Here is a 19,269-nt window from a genome sequence, read left to right as displayed (position 1 = left end):
GCCGGTAATTCGATGTATGAAGCAAAGCCCGGTCATGGCGGCGTTATAGGCGCGGGGATGGGGGCGGGCAAGCGCGAAGGCCCCCGGGAAGCTGCGTCATCGCTTGCCAAACCGCGCGAAAAGCCCATCATCGGGTCAAAAGCGCAGGAGGCAGTCGTGAGCGATCAACCCGGGGTCGTCGATCTCTTCATCATCGGCGGGGGGGTGAACGGCTGCGGCATCGCCCGCGACGCGGCGGGGCGGGGTCTTTCGGTGACGCTGGCCGAACAGGGGGATCTGGCGCAGGGGACCTCCTCGGCCTCGACCAAGCTCTTTCACGGCGGGCTGCGCTATCTTGAATTCTTCGAATTCCGTTTGGTGCGCGAGGCCTTGGAGGAGCGCGAGACGCTTCTGGTGGCGATGCCGCATATCTCTTGGCCGCTGCGCTTCGTGCTGCCGGTCCATGCAGGGATAAGGTTCGACACGACGACGCCGACCAGTCGGCTGTTGAACCTTGTGTTCCCGTGGATGAAGGGGAGGCGGCCGGCGTGGCTGTTGCGGTTGGGGCTCTTTCTTTACGACAGCATGGGCGGGCGCAAGATCCTGCCGGGCACGCGGCGGCTGGATCTGACGACGGACAAGATCGGCCGGGCCTTGAAGCCGGGCTTTGATCTGGCGTGGGAATATTCCGATTGCTGGGTCGAGGATTCGCGGCTTGTCGTGCTGAATGCCCGTGATGCCGCGGCGCGGGGGGCCAATGTGCTTGTGGGCACCCGGGTCACCTGTGCCGCGCGGGACGGGGACCTTTGGCGGATCGAGACCGAGGGGCCAGATGGAAAGGTCACGCACCACGCGCGGGGGCTGGTGAATGCCGCCGGGCCTTGGGTGGGCGAGGTGCTCGGTCTGATCGAGGGGCCGAAATCGACCGCGCAGGTGCGTCTGGTGCGCGGCAGTCATATCGTGACGCGCAAGCTCTTTGACGACGACCGGGCCTTGTTCCTGCAAGGCTCGGACGGGCGGATCATCTTCATCATCCCCTATGAGCAGGATTTTTCGCTGATCGGCACCACCGAGGCCGCGCATGACGCCACCCCCGAAACCGCGACCTGTTCCGAGGCCGAGCGCGATTACCTTCTGGCCTTCGTCTCGCAGTATCTGGCGAAACCGGTGACGGCCAAGGATGTCGTCTGGTCCTATTCCGGGGTGCGGCCGCTTTATGATGACGGGGCGAGTTCGGCCACGGCGGCTTCCCGCGATTATGTGCTCGATCTGAAGGCCGACGGGCCGGTGCTGCTCAATGTCTTTGGCGGCAAGATCACCACCTATCGCCGTCTCGCCGAGGCGGCCTTGGCGAAGCTGGCCCCCCATTACCCTGGTCTAGGCCCTGACTGGACCGCCCGGGTGCCGCTGCCCGGGGGAGATTTCTTTGAAACCGGGGTGAAGGCGCTGATCGAGCGGTTGCGGGTGCGCTATCCTTTTCTCGGTCAAGCGGGCGCGGGGCGGATGGCGCGCGCCTATGGCACCGAGGCTTTTGCAGTTCTGGGCGAGGCGAAGTCCAAGGCCGATCTTGGCAGGGATTTCGGCGCCGGGCTGAGCGAGGCCGAGGTGATCTGGCTGATGGACCGCGAATGGGCGCGGCGCGCGGCGGATGTGGTCTGGCGGCGCACGAAACTGGGGCTGCGGCTGAGCGCCGATCAGATCGCGGCGCTGGAGGTGTTCATGGCGGAAAGGGCGGGCAGATGACGCGGATTCTGGCGCTGGATCAGGGCACGACCTCGACCCGGGCGATTGTCTTTGATGCCGATCTGCGCCCGCTTGCGACGGCGCAGCGCGAGTTTCCGCAGATCTTCCCCGCGCCCGGCTGGGTCGAACATGACCCCGAGGCGATCTGGGCCACGGTTCTCTCGACGATCCGCGAGGCGCTGGCGCAGGCCGGGCCGGTCGCGGCGCTGGGCCTCACCAACCAGCGCGAGACGGTGGTGATCTGGGACCGCGCCACCGGCGTGCCGATCCATAATGCGATCGTCTGGCAGGATCGACGCACCGCCGACATCTGCGCGCACCTGAAGGCCGAGGGCTGGGAGGCGCGGATCACCGAGCGCACGGGGCTGCTGCTTGATCCCTATTTCTCGGGCACCAAGGTCAAGTGGTTGCTTGACACCCTTCCCGGCGCGCGGGAACGGGCCGAACGGGGCGAACTCGCCTTCGGCACCATCGACAGCTTCCTGATCTGGCGGCTGACGGGCGGCAAGGTCCACGCGACCGACGCGACGAATGCGGCGCGGACGCTGCTTTACGATATCGGGCGCAATGACTGGGATGCCGAGATCTGCGCCGCGCTCGGCGTGCCGAGGACGATGCTGCCCGGGGTGAAGGATTGCGCGGCCGATTTCGGTGTGACCGATCCCGCGCTGTTCGGCGCCGCGATCCCGATCACCGGGGTCGCGGGCGATCAGCAGGCGGCGACGGTGGGCCAAGCCTGTTTCGCGCCCGGGATGATGAAATCGACCTATGGCACCGGCTGTTTCGCGCTTCTGAACACCGGGACCGAACGGGTGGTCTCGCGCAATCGGCTGCTCACCACCATCGCCTATCGGCTGAACGGCGAGACGACCTATGCGCTCGAAGGCTCGATCTTCATTGCGGGGGCGGTGGTGCAATGGCTGCGCGACGGGCTGGGCCTGATTGCGCGGGCCGCCGATACGCAGGCCTTGGCCGAGGCCGCCGATCCCGCGCAGGGGTTGGTGCTGGTGCCGGCCTTCACCGGGCTCGGCGCGCCCTATTGGAGCCCGGACTGCCGCGGCGCGATCTTCGGGCTGACCCGCAACTCGGGGCCTGCGGAATTCGCCCGGGCGGCGCTCGAAAGCGTGGGGCTGCAGACGAACGATCTGCTCGACGCGATGCGGGCCGATTGGGGGGCGGCGGGCGACAGCGTGCTGCGCGTCGACGGCGGCATGGTGGCGAGTGACTGGACGATGCAGTTTCTGGCCGACATTCTGGGCGCCCCGGTCGATCGTCCGGTCGTGGCCGAGACGACGGCGCTGGGCGCGGCCTATCTGGCCGGGTTGCAGGCCGGGATCTGCCCGCCGCCCGACATCTTCGCGCGGCGCTGGGCGCTGGATCGGCGCTTCACCCCGGCGATGGACGCGACCACCCGCGCGGCGAAACGCGCGCGCTGGCAGCGCGCGGTGGCGGCGGCGCTTGCGGTCTGAGCTTTGCAAGCCCGGCCCGATCGCCTAGATTGCTGCACGGCAGCAAGAGGGGGCGCTGATGACCGATGTGACGACGATGCCGAAAGTCGAGGAGATCACAGCGCTTTTCACCCGGGCGGACGGGTCTTACCGCTTTGCGCGCTGGGGGCGGCCGATCGTGCCGGTGGTCTTTGGTGTCGATGCGGCGACGCTCGCCATCGTCAAGGGCGCGACCGAGGCGGTGGTGGTGCTCGCCAATGCGAAGATGGCCGAAACCGATGCCGAGATCGGCGCCAATCTGATGATCTTCTTCTTCCGCGACTGGCAGGAACTGCTCGAGGTGCCGAACCTCGATCAGATGATCGACGGCTTGTCCGACATCGTCGCGCGGCTCGATGATGCGGGCGCGAACCAGTTCCGCACTTTCCGCTTTGACGATGCGGGCGCCATTCGCGCCTGTTTCAGCTTCATCCGCATGGATGCGGCGCTCGATGAAGTGCCCGCCGAGACGATCGCGCTCAATCAGGCGGTGCAGATGATCCTGACCTGGGGCGAGCGCGCCTTTTCCGCCCAGCCGCCTCTGGCCGAGGCGAAGGGAGTGGCGGTGATCCGCCCCGAGATTGCGGCGGTGATCCGGGCGGCCTACGATCCGGTGATGCCCGCGGTGGCAACGGACGCAAGTCACGCGCTGCGGCTTTCGGCACGGATCGGGTTTGGAGGGGCGGCATGAGCCACGAATTGAAACTGCGCGTCTATTACGAAGACACCGATCTGGCCGGGATCGTCTATTACGCCAATTACCTGAAGTTCATCGAGCGCGGCCGCTCCGAATGGGTGCGCAGCCTTGGCGTGGATCAGGTGGCGCTGAAACGCAATCATGGCATCGTCTTTGCCGTGCGCCGGGTCGAGGCGGATTACCTGAAACCGGCGAAATTCGATGACGAGCTGCGGGTGACGACCGAGCTTCTGACCGAAACCGGGGCGCGAATTGTCGTCGAACAGGCGGTCTGGCGCGGCGATGACAAGCTTTTTACCGCGACGGTAACGCTGGTCTGTCTGACCGAAACCGGGGCTGCGGGGCGGCTTCCGGCCGAAATCCGGGCCAGGATCGCGCCGAAACTGCATTGATTTCGCTGCAGGACAGCAATTGTGCCACAACAATGACGCAGTTGTTATGGCGTTACCCCTCAATATCCGGTAGAATCACTGTTAAGAGGCCCGAGAACGTGGCCCGTATGAGAGCAGTGACCAATGGACCAGCAAACCCTTGCGATGGCGCAGGAGATGGATTTCTCCTTGCTTGCGCTTTTTCTGCGCGCCTCGCTGACCGTCAAATTCGTGATGATCATCCTGATCGGGGCCAGTTTCTGGTCGTGGTCGATCATCGTCCGCAAGTTCATCTCGTTCCGCGCCGCCCGCGTCGAGGCCGATGCCTTCGACCGCGCCTTCTGGTCGGGCGAGCCGCTGGACGAACTTTTCGACCAGATCGGACCGGCCCCGGACGGGGCAAGCCAGCGCATCTTTGCGGCGGGCATGCTGGAATGGCGGCGCAGCCATCGCCATGACGGCGAGCTGATCGCCGGGGCGCAGGCCCGGATCGAGCGCTCGATGGATGTGGCGATCGCCAAGGAAAGCGAAGCGCTGAACTCGGGTCTGTCCTTCCTCGCCACCGTCGGCTCGACCGCGCCCTTCATCGGGCTTTTCGGCACGGTCTGGGGGATCAAGGTCGCCTTCGAGCAGATCGCGATTTCGCAAAACACCTCGCTGGCCGTCGTCGCCCCCGGGATCTCGGAGGCGCTCGTCGCCACCGCCATCGGTCTGATCGCCGCTATCCCGGCCGTCGTGCTCTACAACAAGCTGTCGTCCGACGCCGACAAGATCTCCTCGGGCTACGAGGCTTTTGCCGACGAATTCTCGACCATCCTCTCGCGCCAGCTGGACGCGTAAGCGATGGGCGCGGGGGTGATGAAGAAGGCGGGCGGCGGTGGTCGTCGGCGCCGGGGCGGCAAGGGCAAACATGCCGTGATGGCCGAAATCAACGTCACGCCGATGGTTGACGTGATGCTGGTGCTGCTCATCATCTTCATGGTGGCCGCGCCGATGATGACCGTGGGCGTGCCGCTCGAACTGCCGAAGACCGCAGCCAAGGCGGTGCCGACCGAGCAGGAAGAGCCGCTCGCGGTGTCGCTGCAGCTCGACGGTACGATCTCGCTGATGAACGAGACCGTTCCCGAGCCGGAGCTGATCGACCGGCTGAAGGCGATTTCGGCCGAGCGCGACAGTGACAAGGTCTTCCTGCGCGCCGATGGCGGCATCCCCTATTCGCGTGTCGTCGAAGTCATGGGCGCGCTGAACGCCGGTGGCTTTGCCAACATCATCCTCGTGACCGACCCGGGCGGGCCGACGCTGACCGGCGGGTCGGTGAAGACGGGCACCCCGGCGAAAACAGGGAACTGAGGCGCGCCATGCGCATGGATCGGGCGGAACGGATCGGCACGGGGGTCTCGGCGGCACTGCACCTTGCGGTGATCCTCTGGGCCCTCATCGGCACGGCATGGTTCAAGCCCGAGCCGACCGACCCGGTCGAGATCAAACCGGCCGGGATGATTTCCGAGGCGGAATTCGAGGCGATGCAGGCGGCCGCGCCGAAGGCGGGCTCTGCCGCGCCCGCGCAGCCCGAAGCGGCGCCCGCCGAGACCGCACCCGAGGAGCCGACCGCCGAAGAGGCGCCGACCCCGGAGCCGCAACCAGACCAGCCGACGCCGCCCGAAGCCAAGCCCGAGCCGCCGCCGGACATGTCCGACGTGACCGAGCCGACGCCGCCCGCCGAGGTGACCGAGGTTCCGCCCTCGATGATGCCGCCGGTCGAAGAGCCGCAAGACACCGAGGCGCCGCAATTCTCGCCGCGGCCGCAGCCGAAACCGGCGCAGCGCATCGCGCCGAAACCGGCCGACGCCCCCGCGCCCGATGCGCAGGTGTCGGATCTGGCCGAGCCGGAAACGAAGCCCGCGGAAACGGCAAAGCCCGAAGAGCAGCCCGAAAAGCCGAAGGAAGAGGCCGCGCCGCCGGAATCCTCCACCGAGATCGTGCCCGAGGAGACGAAACCCGTCGAGGAAGAGACCACCTCGGCGCCGAAATCCTCGCCGCGGCCGCCGAAGAAACCGGCCAAGCCCGCGGTGAAGCCGCCGGAAGAGACCCAGACCGCCGAAGTCGCGGACAAACCGGCTGACAAGCCCGCAGAAAAACCGGCAGACAAGCCGGCCGAGAAACCGGCCGACAAGCCGAAGACCGATACGCCGAAGTCTGACAAACCGAAATCCGACAAGCCCTCGAAGGCCTCGGACAAGCCTGCCTCGTCGAAACCGGTCAGCTCTGATGCGGTGAACGATGCGCTGGCCGAAGCTCTGGGGGGCGATACCGCCAGCGAAGAGACCGGCACGGGCGGGCTTGGCATCGCGAAGAACGGGCCGCCGGTGACCGCGGGCGAGAAAGAGGCGCTGATCGTCGATGTGAAGGCGTGCTGGAACGTCGGAGCGCTGTCGTCGGAGGCGATGCGGACCACGGTGACGGTGCGGGTCGACATGCAGGAAAACGGCAAGCCGGTGGTCAGCTCGATCAAGATGGTCGGCGCCACGGGCGGGTCGGATGCGGCCGCCCGGCAGGCGTTCGAAGCGGCCCGGCGCGCGATCGTGCGCTGTGGCTCGGATGGCTTCCCGCTTCCGGCCGAGAAATTCGGCTGGTGGCAGCAGATCGAGATCGTCTTCAATCCTTCGAAGATGCGGATGAAATAGCGGGAAACCGCGGGTGGTCAGGCGCTTGTGATGACGGGCGCCCGGAAAACACGGATAGAACAGGGCGCAAGGCCCGGACGAGGACGGAACATGGTGCGTTGGATTTTGGCCGCGGCGGCGGCGATGATGCTGACAACGGGGATGGCTGTGGCCCAGCAGGGGCCGCTGCATATCGAACTCGACGAGGGGGTGATCGAGCCCTTGCCCTATGCGCTGCCCACTTTCGTGGACGAGGGCGCGGGCAGCATGGCGAGCCAGATCACCCGGGTGATCGCCGATGACCTCTCGGGCACCGGGCTTTTCCGCGAAATCCCCGAGGGCGCGCATATCCAGCGCTTTGGCAGCTTCGACACCCCGGTCAGCTATGCCGACTGGCAGGCGATCAATGCGCAGGCGCTGATCGTCGGCTCGGTGGGCATGTCGGGCGGCAAGGTGGTGGTGAAATTCCGCCTGTTCGACGTCTACGGCAACGCCCAGCTTGGCGACGGCCAGCAGCTTGCGGCCTCGTCGCAAAGCTGGCGCCGCCTCGCGCACAAGGTCGCCGACGTGATCTATTCGCGCATCACCGGCGAAACCGGCTATTTCGACAGCCGCGTCGTCTATGTTTCGGAATCCGGTCCGAAGGATCAGCGCCAGAAGCGTCTCGCCATCATGGATTACGACGGCGAGAACGTGAATTACCTCACCGACAGCTCGGCGATCGTGCTGGCGCCGCGGTTCTCGCCGCAGGGGGATCGCATTCTTTACACCACCTTCGAGACCGGCTTCCCCCGGATCAAGATGATGTCGGTCGGCAATGCCTCGGGCAAGCTGCTGCCGGAAACCCCCGGCACGATGACCTTCTCGCCGCGGTTCTCGCCGGATGGCAGCTCGATCGTCTATTCGCTCGAGCAGAACGGCAACACCGACCTTTACAGCATGTCGGTTTCGGGCGGCGGTTCGCAGCGGCTGACCAATTCGCCCGCGATCGAAACCGCGCCCTCCTACAGCCCGGATGGCAGCCAGATCGTGTTCGAAAGTGACCGCTCGGGCTCGCAGCAGATCTATGTGATGTCGGCGAGCGGCGGCGAACCGGTGCGGATCTCGAACGGCGACGGCCGCTACGGCACGCCGGTCTGGTCGCCGCGCGGTGATCTGATCGCCTTCACCAAGCAATCGGGCGGGCGGTTCTTCATCGGCGTGATGCGCACCGACGGCTCGGAGGAACGCGACCTGACGGCCTCGTATCTGGACGAAGGCCCGACCTGGTCGCCGAACGGCCGCGTGATCATGTTCACCCGTGAAAGCCCCGGCGCCGCGGGCGCGGCGAAGATGTTCACCGTGGACATCACCGGGCGCAACCTGAAGGCGGTGGCTGGCGTGGGCGGGGCTTCGGACCCGACCTGGGGCCCGCTGCTTCCCTGAGTGATCTGGCCTGATTCCCAAGCGCAGGCAAACCTGATACGGTGCCCGAACGGGCACGACCAACAAAAGGCGGTACATCATGCATCTTGCAACGAAAGCGGTTCTGGGCCTTGCGCTGATGGCGCTCGCGGCTTGCAACAACCCCTCGAAGAACGGCGCGAACGGCGTTGTCGATCCGGGCGGCGCCTATGGCGACGCGGGCGGCGTGTCGCAGGGCTCGATCAACGACCCGAACTCGCCCGCCTATTTCTCGGGCAAGGTCGGTGACACGGTCCACTTCGTCGTCGACCAGTCGACGCTGACCGACGAAGCCCGCGCGACGCTGTCGGGTCAGGCGCAGTGGCTGTCGAGCCACGGCAACTATGCCGCGATCATCGAGGGCCATGCCGACGAACAGGGCACGCGCGAATACAACCTCGCGCTTGGCGCCCGTCGCGCCAGCTCGGTGCAGCAATATCTGATCTCGCAGGGCGTGCCCGCGAACCGTCTGCGCACCGTGTCCTACGGCAAGGAACGCCCGATCGCGACCTGCGCCGAGGAAAGCTGCTTCGCGCAGAACCGTCGCGCGGTCACCGTGATCTCGGTCGGCGCCGGGAGCTGATGCAGATGCGGCGGGTGATGCTGGGCACGGCACTGGCTCTGGCGCTGGCCGCGCCCGCCGCTGCTGCCGACAAACAGACGCTGGCCGACATCCGCGCGGAACTCGCGCAGTTGTCGGCGCAGCTGCAAGACCTGCGCACCGAGCTGGTGGCTTCGGGCGCGAAGGGGATGCAGGCCGCGGGCGGCTCGTCCGCGCTGGAGCGGATGGACACAATGGAGGCGGAGATGACCCGCCTCACCGCGATGACCGAGCAGCTCAAGGACCGGGTGGACAAGGTCGTCAAGGACGGCACGAACCGGGTCGGCGATCTGGAATTCCGGGTCTGCGAACTGGAAGAAGGCTGCGATCCGTCCTCGGTCGGGCAGGCGCAGCCGCTGGGCGGCGCGGCCCCGGCCGCTGCGGCGCCGGTCGCATCGAGCGGGTCGTCGTCCTCGTCCTCGAGCGGTGGCGGCACTCTGGCAATGAACGAACAAGCGGACTTCGATCGGGCCAAGGGGGTGCTCGATCAAGGTGACTTTCGTGCCGCTGCGGACCTCTTTAAGACCTTTACCGAAACCTACCCGGGTGGGCCACTGACCGGCGACGCGGGCTATCTGCGTGGCGAAGCGCTGATGAAGGCGGGCGATGTTCCGGGCGCGGCCCGGGCCTGGCTTGACGGCTTCTCGGCCGAGCCCGAGGGCAAGCGCGCGGCGGACGATCTGCTGGAACTTGGCAAGGCGCTTGGCTCGCTCGGTCAGCAGACCGAAGCCTGTGCCACGCTGGCCGAGGTTCCGGCCCGGTTCCCGTCCTCGGAAGCGGCGGGCAAGGTGGCTGCGGCGCAAGCGTCGCTTTCCTGTCCGTGACAGAGGCGGCGGGCAGCGCCGAGGCGCTGCGCGCGGCGCTGTTGCGCGGCGATGTTCCGCCTGAAGACGGGATGCTGCTCTGGGCCGCGGATGCCGCGGTTCAGACCCTCCAGCCCATGCTGACCGCGCCGAAACTGGCGGTGGCGGTCTCGGGCGGCTCCGATTCCATGGCGGCCCTTGTTCTTCTCTCCGCGCTGCATCCGGTCGAGGCGGTGACGCTCGATCACGGCCTGCGCCCGGAAGCGGCGGATGAGGCGGCCTTCGTCGCCCGCTTCTGTGCTGCGCGCGGCATTGCGCACACGACCCTGCATTGGGAGGGCCGACAGGCCAGGGGCAATCTGATGGAGGCGGCCCGGCTGGCGCGGCTGCGGCTGATCGGGGCCTGGGCGCGCGCGCGCGGCATCGGCGCGGTGGCGCTTGGCCATACCGCCGACGATCAGGCCGAGACCTTCCTGATGCGCCTTGCGCGCGAGGCCGGGCTCGAGGGGCTGTCGGGCATGCGCGAAAGCTTCGAGAGCGAGGGGGTGCTGTGGTTTCGTCCCTTCCTGAGCCAGACCCGGGCCGAGTTGCGCGGTCATCTGGAGCGGCAGGGGATCGGCTGGATCGAGGATCCGTCGAATGCGAATGAGCGGTTCGACCGGGTGAAGGCGCGCAAGGCGTTGGCGGCGCTTTCGCCGCTGGGCATCAGCGCGGGCACGCTGGCGACGGTGGTGGGGCATCTGGCGATGGCCGAGCAATCGGTGCTCTGGTCGCTCGAGCATCTGGCAAAGGCGCATGTGCGGCTCGAGGCGGGCGATGTGGTGATCGACGCGCGCGGCTTTCGCAATGCTTTCGACGCCGAAACGAGCCGTCGGCTGATCAATGCCGCGCTGATGTGGGTGTCGGGGGCCGAGTATCCGCCACGCGCGGCCAAGGTGATGGATGTGCTGATGAGCTGGCGCATCCGGCGCGACCGCACGCTGCATGGCTGCCGCATCCTTGTCGGCGACGATGTGATCCGCATCACCCGCGAGGCGCGTGCCGTTGCCGATCTGCGGGTGCCGTTCGGGCAGATCTGGGATGGCTGGCAGATCGAGGGGCCGGAGGCGCCGGGGCTGGAGGTCGCCGCGCTCGGGTCCGAGGGCTGGAAGCAGCTGGGCGCGGGGCGCGAAAAATCTTTGCCACGTCCGACGCTTCTGGCTTCCCCGGCGCTTTGGCAGGGAAAAACGCTGATTTCGGCTCCGCTTGCAGGGCTGAAAAACGGCTATCAGGCACGTTTGGTGCGGCCAAGCTTCACAGTCGCATTAATCAGACGTTGAACCTGCGCACTTAATCCCTATTTTCACACCAAAGGCACCGCACCCAATGCGGTGCCCTGTCATTCTTCGGAGGTTTCTCTTGGGCAATCTGCGCAACATCGCCTTCTGGGCTCTGCTGTTCGTGCTCATCCTGGTGCTGTTCAACCTGCTCGGCAGCGGGCAGGGGCCGCTCAATGCCCGGCAAGTGTCTTATTCCGACTTCATCGCCGCCGTGGACAAGGGCGACGTGAAGCAGGTTCAACTTGATGGCGAGGATGTGCGCTATCAGGACGGCAAGGGCGACAATTATTCGACCGTCAAACCGCAGTCCGACCAGATCGCTGACAAGCTGATCGAAAAGGGCGTCGCGGTGAACGTGGTCAAGCAACAGCAATCGGGGCTGATGTCGATCCTCGGCGTCTGGCTGCCGTTCCTTGTCATGATCGGCCTTTGGGTCTTTTTCATGAACCGGATGCAGGGCGGCGGCAAAGGCGGCGCGATGGGCTTTGGCAAGTCGAAGGCCAAGCTTTTGACCGAAAAGCATGGCCGCGTGACGTTTGACGACGTCGCCGGTATCGACGAGGCCAAGGAAGAGCTGGAAGAGATCGTCGAATTCCTGCGCAACCCGCAGAAATTCAGCCGTCTTGGCGGCAAGATCCCGAAAGGCGCGCTGCTGGTCGGCCCGCCCGGCACCGGGAAGACCCTGCTGGCCCGCGCGATTGCGGGCGAGGCGGGCGTGCCCTTCTTCACCATCTCGGGCTCGGATTTCGTCGAGATGTTCGTGGGCGTCGGCGCCAGCCGCGTGCGCGACATGTTCGATCAGGCGAAGAAGAACGCGCCCTGCATCGTCTTCATCGACGAGATCGACGCTGTGGGCCGTGCCCGGGGCGTGGGCATCGGCGGCGGCAACGACGAGCGCGAGCAGACGCTGAACCAGCTTCTCGTCGAGATGGATGGGTTCGAGGCGAATGAAGGCATCATCATCGTCGCCGCGACGAACCGCAAGGACGTGCTCGATCCGGCGCTGCTGCGCCCCGGCCGCTTCGACCGGCAGATCCATGTGCCGAACCCGGACATCAAGGGCCGCGAAAAGATCCTGTCGGTGCATGCCAACAAGATCCCGCGCGGGCCGGATGTCGATCTGCGCACGATTGCCCGCGGCACCCCCGGCTTCTCGGGCGCCGATCTCGCGAACCTCGTGAACGAGGCCGCGCTGATGGCAGCCCGCGTCGGCCGTCGCTTCGTGACGATGGAAGATTTCGAGCAGGCCAAGGACAAGGTGATGATGGGGGTCGAGCGGCGCTCGATGGTGCTGACCCCCGAGCAGAAGGAAATGACCGCCTATCACGAGGCCGGTCACGCCGTCGTCGGTCTGAAGCTGCCGAAATGCGATCCGGTCTACAAGGCGACGATCATTCCGCGCGGTCAGGCGCTTGGCATGGTGGTCAGCCTGCCGGAAATGGACCGGCTGAACTACCACAAGGACGAGGCCAAGCAGAAGATCGCCATGACGATGGCGGGCAAGGCGGCCGAGATCCTGAAATGGGGCGAAGAGGCCGTCTCGAACGGTCCGGCGGGCGACATCATGCAGGCCTCGGCGATTGCGCGGGCGATGGTGATGCGCTGGGGCATGTCGGACAAGGTCGGCAACATCGACTATTCCGAAGCGCATGAGGGCTATCAAGGCAACACCGCGGGCTTCTCGGTCTCGACCAAGACCAAGGAGCTGATCGAGGAAGAGGTGCGTGACCTGATCGAGACCGGTTATGTCGAAGCGCGTCGCATCCTCGAGGAAAACCGCGAGGAATGGGAGCGTCTGGCGCAGGGGCTTCTGGAATACGAGACGCTCACCGGCGACGAGATCCGCAAGGTGATGGCGGGCGAGCAGCTGGGCGGCGATGACGACCGGTCCTCGGGCAACATGCCCACCGTGACCTCGCTGCCGCGCACGAAGCCCGCGCCGAAGCCGGGCATCGCGCCCGAGCCGAACGCCTGATCGGCGATCGACCGAGTAGACATCAAAACGCGCGCCGGAGCCCGGCGCGCGTTTTCGTTTCGGGTGCTGGCAGGGCTCAGAGCACGAAGTCGCTCGCGACGAGCGTCGGCAGTGTCTCGCCCGTCAGTGTCAGCACGAAATCGGCGGTCTTGTCGCCGTCAAGATCGCCCTGAACCAGCCAGCCTTCCGCGGTCTGGACGACGCGCAGCTCTGCCCCGGCACCGGTAAAGGCGCCCGTGCCGCGGAAGGTGAAAGCGGCATCGCCCTCCGCATGGCGGTTCGCGTCGATACCGGAGAGGTCGATCGTGTCGCCCTCGGAGGCGTTGAAGTCGGTGATCGTATCGAACCCCGCCCCGGCGCCGCTGTCGAACACATTCGCGAAGACAAAGCGATCCGCGCCATACCCGCCGGTCATAATGTCGCTGCCACGGCCCGAAATCAGCACGTCCTTGCCCGCATCGCCGAAAAGCGTGTCGTTGCCGTCGCCGCCATCAATCGTGTCATTGCCCGCATCGCCGTGGATCATGTCCGTGCCAAGACCGCCGCTTTCCGAGTCATTGCCGCTGCCACCCCAGATCGTATCGCGGCCGATCCCCCCCGAGAGCAGGTCATTGCCTGCCTCGCCAAAGAGCGTGTCATTGCCTCGGCCCCCCAGCGCGGTGTCATTGCCGCCGCCCATCGACAGGATGTCGTTGCCGCCGCCGCCATCGAACAGGTTGGCATTCTGGCCCGCCCCAAGAGCGACCGCGATCGTATCGGTGAGAACATCGTCCGAACTGCTGCCGCGAAGATCGGAAAAGCCCGTGATCTTGTCCCCCTCGGCGTCGCCGCCGACGCCTGTCGTCACCGCGCCATAGGAGAGGGAGACCTGAACGCCAGAGGACGACTGCGCGTAGCTGAGCAGATCGCCGCGGTTGCCGCCCCCGTCCAGCGAATCGGCGCCGGTCCCGCCCGCAACAGTGTCGACGCCGACGCCCGCAAGGATCGTGTCATCGCCCAGATTGCCGAAGAGCAGATCATTGCCCGCCCCCCCGGTCACATCATCGTTGCCCGCCCCCCCATAGATCGAGTCGTCGCCCTCGGCGCCGTCCAGAGTATCATCGCCTCCCGCAGATCCCTCGGCGACCACGTCGCCGTAAAGAATGTTGTCCGTTTCATTGCCGCGGATCCAGTCGTCTCCCGCCGCGCCGCGGGCATTCTCGATATGGCCGATCACGATCAGGGAGGAGGCAACATCGTCGTCGAAATAGATCGATTCCGCCTCGGTGCTGGTGCCGCGCACCGACCACCAGCTCAGACTGATCGCATTGCTGTCGTGGGAGGTTCGCAGGATCAGCCAGTCGGTGCCGGTGCCGTCATCTGTCACCGTGATGGTGTTGCCGTTGCTTGCGAGGTCTTCGACAAAATAATAATTGTCCGTCATTTTGGCCCTCTGCCTGTCATTTCTGCTCAAACATACCGCGAAAGTTCGTCAATCTGCGGTTGCGGTCCAAGGGTTACCCCCCTGGCCATCCTGCGCCAAGCAAAATCGAAACGGTTTTAAGAGCGGCGCGCGACCGAGCCCTGCGCCGGACTGACCGGCGCAGGGGAGGTGGGGGCGGAGTGTCAGAGGACGAAATCGGCCGCAACAAGCGCCGGCATCGTGGGGCCGGTCAGGGTCAGCACGAAATCCGCGCTGCGGTCGCCATCAAGGTCAGCCAGCACCTTCCAGCCATCCGACAGCGCGACGATCCGGACCTCGGCCGCCGCGCCGGAAAAGGCGGCCGTGCCGAGGAAGTGGAACGCGGCGTCTCCGGCCAGCGTGCCATTGGCGTCGATCGCGGACAGGTCGATGCGGTCGTGCTGGGCATGGCTGAAGTCGGTGATCGTGTCGATCCCGCCAGCGGTATTGCTGTGGCGCACCGTCGTGAAGACGAAGACATCGGCCCCGGTGTCCCCCGACAGCATGTCGGCGCCCAGTCCCCCGGCCACCGTGTCATTCCCGGCGCCGCCGCTCAGCGTGTCGGTCCCGTCGCCGCCATCAAGGTTGTCGCTGCCGGCCGCCCCGGAGAGCGTGTCCACCCCGGCATTGCCCTGAATCAGGTCGTCATTGCCGCCGCCGTCGATCGTGTCATCGCCCTGGCCGCCGAAGATCGTGTCGTTGCCGCCGCCGCCGATGCCGGTGTCGTTGCCGCCGCCCAGCGTCAGCCGATCGCCGCCAAGCCCGCCGTTGAACTTGTTGGCGTTGTAATCGAAGCCCACCGCGCCAGCGACGGTGTCGATGATCACATCGCCGAAGTTCGAGCCGATTGCGTCGCGAAACCCGTTCAGATGATCGCCCGCCGCGTCGCCTCCGGCGCCAAAGGTCGTCGTGCCGTAGGTGAAGGACAGCCGCACCCCGGCGCCAGAGGTGCTGTAGGATACCGTATCCCCCTCGTTCGCGCCGCCGGAGAGACTGTCGGCGCCCGCGCCACCTTGCAGCGTATCGGCGCCGTCCCCGCCCGAAATCGTGTCGTCGCCCGCGTTTCCAGCCAGGGAATCATTGTCGTTGGCACCGCCGATGTCATCGTTTCCGGCGCCGCCATAGACCGTGTCGCTGCCCGCCCCGGCCGAGATCGTGTCGTTGCCACCGGCGCCCGTGGCCAAAGCGTCGCCAAAGAGGATGTTGTTCGCCTCGTTGCCGGTGATCCAGTCATCGCTGGTGCCGCCGCGGACATTTTCGATCAGCCCGTTCACGATCAGCCGCGAGCCGACGTTGCCGATGAAATAGATCGCCTCGCCCTGCGTCGAGATCCCGTTGTCGACCCACCACGCGAGGCTGATGCTGTTGCCGGAATTGGCGTTGCGGAAAATCAGCCAATCGAGGCCGCTGCCGTCATCGGTGAGAGTGTTGGTTGCGCCGCCGCTGACGAGATCTTCGACGTAATAGATGTTGTTCGCCATTCTGGCCCCCAGCTGAACTGAACGAATCGGGGCTTTCCCGCAGTGTGACGTCCGTCACGCCTCCCCGGGTCACAGCGTAACGTTTGCGGCCATTTGTCGCCAAAGGAATTCGGTGCAATCTGGCGCCGGAGGGGGCGGATTCGGCCTTTGCGGGGTCGCAAATGCGGACGGCGCCCGGGAAAGATGCGGCTAGCCTGCGCCAAAGGGCAGGACGCCGCGTGCGAAGCCACGGAGGAGAGGATCGCATGGCCGTCAGAACCGATATCGAGATTGCCCGCGCGGCCGAGAAATGGCCCATCGCCCGGATCGGTGCCGGGCTCGGCATTCCCGAGACCGCGCTGATCCCCTATGGCCGCGACAAGGCCAAGGTCGAGGCCGCTTTCCTGGCGTCGCTGACCGACCGGCCGATGGGCAAGCTCATTCTTGTCACCGCCGTCAGCCCGACGCCCGCGGGCGAGGGCAAGACGACGACCACGGTGGGGCTGGGCGATGCGCTCGCCCATATCGGCAAGAAGACCGCGATCTGTCTGCGCGAGGCCTCGCTTGGGCCCAATTTCGGCATGAAGGGCGGTGCGGCGGGGGGCGGGCTCTCGCAGGTGCTGCCGATGGAAGACATCAACCTGCATTTCACCGGCGACTTCCACGCCATCACCGCGGCGCACAACCTGCTGTCGGCGATGATCGACAACCATCTTTACTGGGGCAATGCGCTTGGCATCGACGCGCGCCGGGTGGTCTGGCGGCGCGTGATGGACATGAACGACCGGGCGCTTCGCGAGGTCGTGGTGGGTTTGGGCGGCGCCTCGAACGGTTTCCCGCGCGAGACGGGGTTCGACATCACCGTGGCCTCGGAGGTCATGGCCTGCCTGTGTCTGGCCGAAGATCTGGCCGATCTGCAGGAGCGTCTGGGCCGGATCGTCGTTGCCTGGCGGCGCGACAAGACGGCGGTGACCTGCCGCGATATCGGCGCCGACGGGGCGATGGTGGTGCTGTTGAAAGACGCGCTGCAACCGAACCTTGTGCAGACGATCGCGCATACGCCGGCCTTCGTGCATGGCGGGCCGTTTGCCAATATCGCGCATGGCTGCAACTCGGTCGTGGCGACGAAGACGGCGCTCAGGCTGGCCGATTACGTCGTGACCGAGGCAGGCTTTGGCGCCGATCTGGGGGCCGAAAAGTTCTTCGACATCAAGTGTCGCAAGGCCGGGTTGCAGCCTGCGGTGGCGGTGATCGTCGCCACGGTGCGGGCGATGAAGATGCATGGCGGCGTCGCGCGCGAGGATCTGGGCCGCGAGGATGTGGGGGCGGTTCGGCGCGGCTGCGCCAATCTCGGTCGTCACATCGCCAATACCCGCGGCTTCGGCGTGCCGGTGGTGGTGGCGATCAACACCTTTGACGCAGATACCCCGGCCGAGCTCGCGGCGATTGCCGAGCATGCCGCCAGTCTGGGCGTCACGGCCGTTCGCTGTCGGCACTGGGCCGAGGGTGGGCCGGGCGCCGCCGAGCTGGCCCAGAAGGTCGTTGCGCTTTGCGACGCCGAGAGCCGCTTTGCCCCGCTTTACCCCGACGAGATGGGGCTCTTCGAGAAGATCGAGACGATCGCGAAGCGCATCTATCATGCCGAGGGGGTGATTGCGGACAAGGCGGTTCTGGCGCAGCTTTCCGCTTGGGAGGCGGCGGGGCATGGCGCCCTGCCGATCTGCATGGCGAAAACGCAATATTCCTTTTCCGCCGATCCCGAGCTGTGCGGGGCGCCCACGGGGCATTCCATCCCGCTGCGCGAGGTCCGGCTTTCGGCGGGCGCGGGCTTCGTGGTGGCGATCTGCGGCGAGATCATGACGATGCCGGGCCTGCCCCGGCATCCGGCGGCGGAAACGATCCGCCTTGATGCCGCAGGCGAGATCGCGGGGTTGTTTTGAGGCGGGGTTGAGAAGCGGGCGACAAGGTGCGATAGGAGCGGGGCATAAAAGCGGAACTTGCCGAATGAGAGAGCCCTCCGAAATCACCTCGATGGCCGAACTGCGGGCCGAGATCGATGCGCTGGATCTGCGCATCGTGGCGCTGCTGGCCGATCGGGCGCGGTTCATTGACCGTGCCGCCGAACTCAAGCCCGCCGAGGGCATGCCTGCGCGCATCCGGGCGCGGGTCGAGGAAGTGGTGAACAACGCGCGCAATGCCGCCGAGGCGCGGGGGATGGACCCCGAGCTGATCGAGGCGATGTGGCGGATGATGGTGGAATGGTCGATTGCCCGCGAAGAGCGGGTCCTGGGCAAGGGAGACGGAATTTGAGCGCGAAGATCATCGACGGCAAGGCTTTCGCGGCCAATGTGCGGGCGCAGGTCGCGGCCCATGTGGCGCGGCTGAAAGAGGTGAACGGACTGACCCCGGGTCTGGCCGTGGTTCTGGTGGGCGAAGACCCGGCAAGCCAGGTTTACGTCAAGAACAAGGGCATCCAGACCCGCGAAGTCGGGATGAATTCCTATGAGCACAAGCTGTCGGCCGAGACCTCGGAAGCCGATCTGCTGGCGCTGATCGCGAAACTGAACGCCGATCCGGCGGTGCATGGCATTCTGGTGCAGCTGCCGCTGCCGAAGCATCTCGATTCTGATCTGGTGATCAATTCGATCGATCCGGCGAAGGATGTGGACGGGTTCCACATCTCGAACGTCGGGCTTCTGGGCACCGGGCAGAAGGCGATGGTGCCCTGCACGCCGCTTGGCTGCCTGATGATGCTGCGCGACCATCTGGGCTCGCTTTCGGGGCTGAATGCGGTCGTCGTGGGCCGCTCGAACATCGTCGGCAAGCCGATGGCGCAGCTTTTGCTGGGCGACAGCTGCACCGTCACCATCGCGCATTCGCGCACCAAGGATCTGGCCGAGGTCTGCCGCCGCGCCGATATTCTCGTTGCCGCCGTGGGCCGCCCCGAAATGATCCCGGGCGACTGGGTGAAACCGGGTGCCACCGTGATCGACGTGGGCATCAACCGCATCGAGCGCGACGGCAAGGGCAAGCTGGTGGGCGACGTCCATTTCGAAAGCGCCGTGGCCGTGGCGGGCGCGATCACCCCGGTTCCCGGCGGCGTCGGTCCGATGACCATCGCCTGCCTCTTGGCCAATACGCTGACGGCCTGCTGCCGCGCGCACGGGCTGGCCGAGCCCGAGGGCCTGACCGCCTGAGCCTGAGGCATGGCTCTCCCATGCTCTGGATGAGACCCTGCTGTGACGAGATTCACGGTTGCAAGGCTTTGTGACTGGGGCTAGCACACC

17 protein-coding genes are annotated in these 19,269 nt (G+C 66.2%); 15 read left to right on the top strand and 2 right to left on the bottom strand.

Going from position 1 to position 19,269, the window contains the following annotated elements:
- The first annotated feature begins 156 nt into the window (after window positions 1-156).
- The 12 genes from glpD to ftsH all read left to right on the top strand — a co-directional run bounded on the left by glpD (window position 157) and on the right by ftsH (window position 13,081).
- Window positions 157-1,722: a glycerol-3-phosphate dehydrogenase gene (glpD, locus tag C8J30_RS12285; protein ID WP_110806213.1), complete on the top strand. Its 1,566-nt coding sequence runs from the start codon at window positions 157-159 to the stop codon at window positions 1,720-1,722.
- Entirely contained in the window at window positions 1,719-3,191 is a 1,473-nt protein-coding gene (glpK, locus tag C8J30_RS12280; RefSeq protein WP_110806140.1) for a glycerol kinase GlpK, read from the top strand. Before glpD ends, glpK begins: the two co-directional genes overlap by 4 nt.
- A gap of 58 nt (window positions 3,192-3,249) precedes the next feature.
- Entirely contained in the window at window positions 3,250-3,900 is a 651-nt protein-coding gene (locus C8J30_RS12275) for a hypothetical protein (protein WP_245909802.1), read from the top strand.
- Entirely contained in the window at window positions 3,897-4,298 is a 402-nt protein-coding gene (ybgC, locus tag C8J30_RS12270; protein ID WP_110806139.1) for a tol-pal system-associated acyl-CoA thioesterase, read from the top strand. The genes C8J30_RS12275 and ybgC overlap by 4 nt, the downstream gene beginning before the upstream one ends.
- Window positions 4,299-4,421: 123 nt before the next feature.
- Window positions 4,422-5,117: a protein TolQ gene (gene tolQ / locus C8J30_RS12265; RefSeq protein WP_110806138.1), complete on the top strand. Its 696-nt coding sequence runs from the start codon at window positions 4,422-4,424 to the stop codon at window positions 5,115-5,117.
- A 3-nt stretch (window positions 5,118-5,120) separates the two neighbouring features.
- Window positions 5,121-5,627, top strand: a complete 507-nt coding sequence (locus C8J30_RS12260; protein WP_110806137.1) for an ExbD/TolR family protein — start codon at window positions 5,121-5,123, stop codon at window positions 5,625-5,627.
- Between the two features lie 8 nt (window positions 5,628-5,635).
- Window positions 5,636-6,961, top strand: a complete 1,326-nt coding sequence (locus C8J30_RS12255; protein WP_146227907.1) for a cell envelope biogenesis protein TolA — start codon at window positions 5,636-5,638, stop codon at window positions 6,959-6,961.
- A gap of 90 nt (window positions 6,962-7,051) precedes the next feature.
- Window positions 7,052-8,365 carry a Tol-Pal system beta propeller repeat protein TolB gene (gene tolB, locus C8J30_RS12250; RefSeq protein ID WP_110806135.1) on the top strand — a complete coding sequence of 438 codons (1,314 nt, stop codon included), beginning with the start codon at window positions 7,052-7,054 and terminating at the stop codon, window positions 8,363-8,365.
- Between the two features lie 79 nt (window positions 8,366-8,444).
- Complete coding sequence (gene pal / locus C8J30_RS12245; RefSeq protein WP_110806134.1) at window positions 8,445-8,966, top strand: peptidoglycan-associated lipoprotein Pal; 522 nt, start codon at window positions 8,445-8,447, stop codon at window positions 8,964-8,966.
- Window positions 8,967-8,971: 5 nt separating this feature from the next.
- Window positions 8,972-9,808 (top strand): tol-pal system protein YbgF, encoded by an 837-nt coding sequence (ybgF, locus tag C8J30_RS12240; protein WP_110806211.1) that lies wholly within the window; start codon window positions 8,972-8,974, stop codon window positions 9,806-9,808.
- The gene (tilS, locus tag C8J30_RS12235; RefSeq protein WP_110806133.1) at window positions 9,805-11,106 is read left to right on the top strand and encodes a tRNA lysidine(34) synthetase TilS; all 1,302 of its coding nucleotides are present in this window, start codon (window positions 9,805-9,807) and stop codon (window positions 11,104-11,106) included. The genes ybgF and tilS overlap by 4 nt, the downstream gene beginning before the upstream one ends.
- 79 nt (window positions 11,107-11,185) lie before the next feature.
- Window positions 11,186-13,081 carry an ATP-dependent zinc metalloprotease FtsH gene (gene ftsH, locus C8J30_RS12230; protein ID WP_110806132.1) on the top strand — a complete coding sequence of 632 codons (1,896 nt, stop codon included), beginning with the start codon at window positions 11,186-11,188 and terminating at the stop codon, window positions 13,079-13,081.
- A gap of 76 nt (window positions 13,082-13,157) precedes the next feature.
- Here the strand turns inward: ftsH and C8J30_RS12225 are convergent, their stop codons facing one another.
- Together C8J30_RS12225 and C8J30_RS12220 are read right to left on the bottom strand one after the other, a co-directional pair.
- Window positions 13,158-14,504 (bottom strand): calcium-binding protein, encoded by a 1,347-nt coding sequence (locus tag C8J30_RS12225; RefSeq protein WP_110806131.1) that lies wholly within the window; start codon window positions 14,502-14,504, stop codon window positions 13,158-13,160.
- A gap of 182 nt (window positions 14,505-14,686) precedes the next feature.
- On the bottom strand, window positions 14,687-16,003 hold the full coding sequence (locus tag C8J30_RS12220; protein ID WP_110806130.1) for a calcium-binding protein: 1,317 nt from the start codon (window positions 16,001-16,003) through the stop codon (window positions 14,687-14,689).
- 245 nt (window positions 16,004-16,248) lie between these two features.
- Between C8J30_RS12220 and C8J30_RS12215 the strand changes: the two genes are divergently transcribed.
- From C8J30_RS12215 to folD, 3 genes are all read left to right on the top strand, one after another.
- The gene (locus C8J30_RS12215; RefSeq protein ID WP_110806129.1) at window positions 16,249-17,922 is read left to right on the top strand and encodes a formate--tetrahydrofolate ligase; all 1,674 of its coding nucleotides are present in this window, start codon (window positions 16,249-16,251) and stop codon (window positions 17,920-17,922) included.
- Between the two features lie 64 nt (window positions 17,923-17,986).
- The gene (locus C8J30_RS12210) at window positions 17,987-18,292 is read left to right on the top strand and encodes a chorismate mutase (protein ID WP_110806128.1); all 306 of its coding nucleotides are present in this window, start codon (window positions 17,987-17,989) and stop codon (window positions 18,290-18,292) included.
- Window positions 18,289-19,179 carry a bifunctional methylenetetrahydrofolate dehydrogenase/methenyltetrahydrofolate cyclohydrolase FolD gene (gene folD / locus C8J30_RS12205; protein ID WP_110806127.1) on the top strand — a complete coding sequence of 297 codons (891 nt, stop codon included), beginning with the start codon at window positions 18,289-18,291 and terminating at the stop codon, window positions 19,177-19,179. Before C8J30_RS12210 ends, folD begins: the two co-directional genes overlap by 4 nt.
- Window positions 19,180-19,269 lie beyond the last annotated feature (90 nt).

The sequence above is a fragment of the Rhodobacter viridis genome, assembly GCF_003217355.1.
GTDB classification, from domain to species: domain Bacteria; phylum Pseudomonadota; class Alphaproteobacteria; order Rhodobacterales; family Rhodobacteraceae; genus Rhodobacter; species Rhodobacter viridis.
Note: the sequence above shows the minus strand (reverse complement) of the source record. Positions and strands in the feature narration are given on the sequence as shown.

What these genes read in the sequence shown, in the direction of transcription:
- glpK (WP_110806140.1), top strand. Translation starts at nt 1,719, where the DNA reads ATGACGCGGATTCTGGCGCTGGATCAGGGCACGACCTCGACCCGGGCG.
- C8J30_RS12275 (WP_245909802.1), top strand. Translation starts at nt 3,250, where the DNA reads ATGACCGATGTGACGACGATGCCGAAAGTCGAGGAGATCACAGCGCTT.
- ybgC (WP_110806139.1), top strand. Translation starts at nt 3,897, where the DNA reads ATGAGCCACGAATTGAAACTGCGCGTCTATTACGAAGACACCGATCTG.
- tolQ (WP_110806138.1), top strand. Translation starts at nt 4,422, where the DNA reads ATGGACCAGCAAACCCTTGCGATGGCGCAGGAGATGGATTTCTCCTTG.
- C8J30_RS12260 (WP_110806137.1), top strand. Translation starts at nt 5,121, where the DNA reads ATGGGCGCGGGGGTGATGAAGAAGGCGGGCGGCGGTGGTCGTCGGCGC.
- C8J30_RS12255 (WP_146227907.1), top strand. Translation starts at nt 5,636, where the DNA reads ATGCGCATGGATCGGGCGGAACGGATCGGCACGGGGGTCTCGGCGGCA.
- tolB (WP_110806135.1), top strand. Translation starts at nt 7,052, where the DNA reads ATGGTGCGTTGGATTTTGGCCGCGGCGGCGGCGATGATGCTGACAACG.
- pal (WP_110806134.1), top strand. Translation starts at nt 8,445, where the DNA reads ATGCATCTTGCAACGAAAGCGGTTCTGGGCCTTGCGCTGATGGCGCTC.
- ybgF (WP_110806211.1), top strand. Translation starts at nt 8,972, where the DNA reads ATGCGGCGGGTGATGCTGGGCACGGCACTGGCTCTGGCGCTGGCCGCG.
- C8J30_RS12225 (WP_110806131.1), bottom strand. Translation starts at nt 14,504, where the DNA reads ATGACGGACAATTATTATTTTGTCGAAGACCTCGCAAGCAACGGCAAC.
- C8J30_RS12220 (WP_110806130.1), bottom strand. Translation starts at nt 16,003, where the DNA reads ATGGCGAACAACATCTATTACGTCGAAGATCTCGTCAGCGGCGGCGCA.
- C8J30_RS12215 (WP_110806129.1), top strand. Translation starts at nt 16,249, where the DNA reads ATGGCCGTCAGAACCGATATCGAGATTGCCCGCGCGGCCGAGAAATGG.
- C8J30_RS12210 (WP_110806128.1), top strand. Translation starts at nt 17,987, where the DNA reads ATGAGAGAGCCCTCCGAAATCACCTCGATGGCCGAACTGCGGGCCGAG.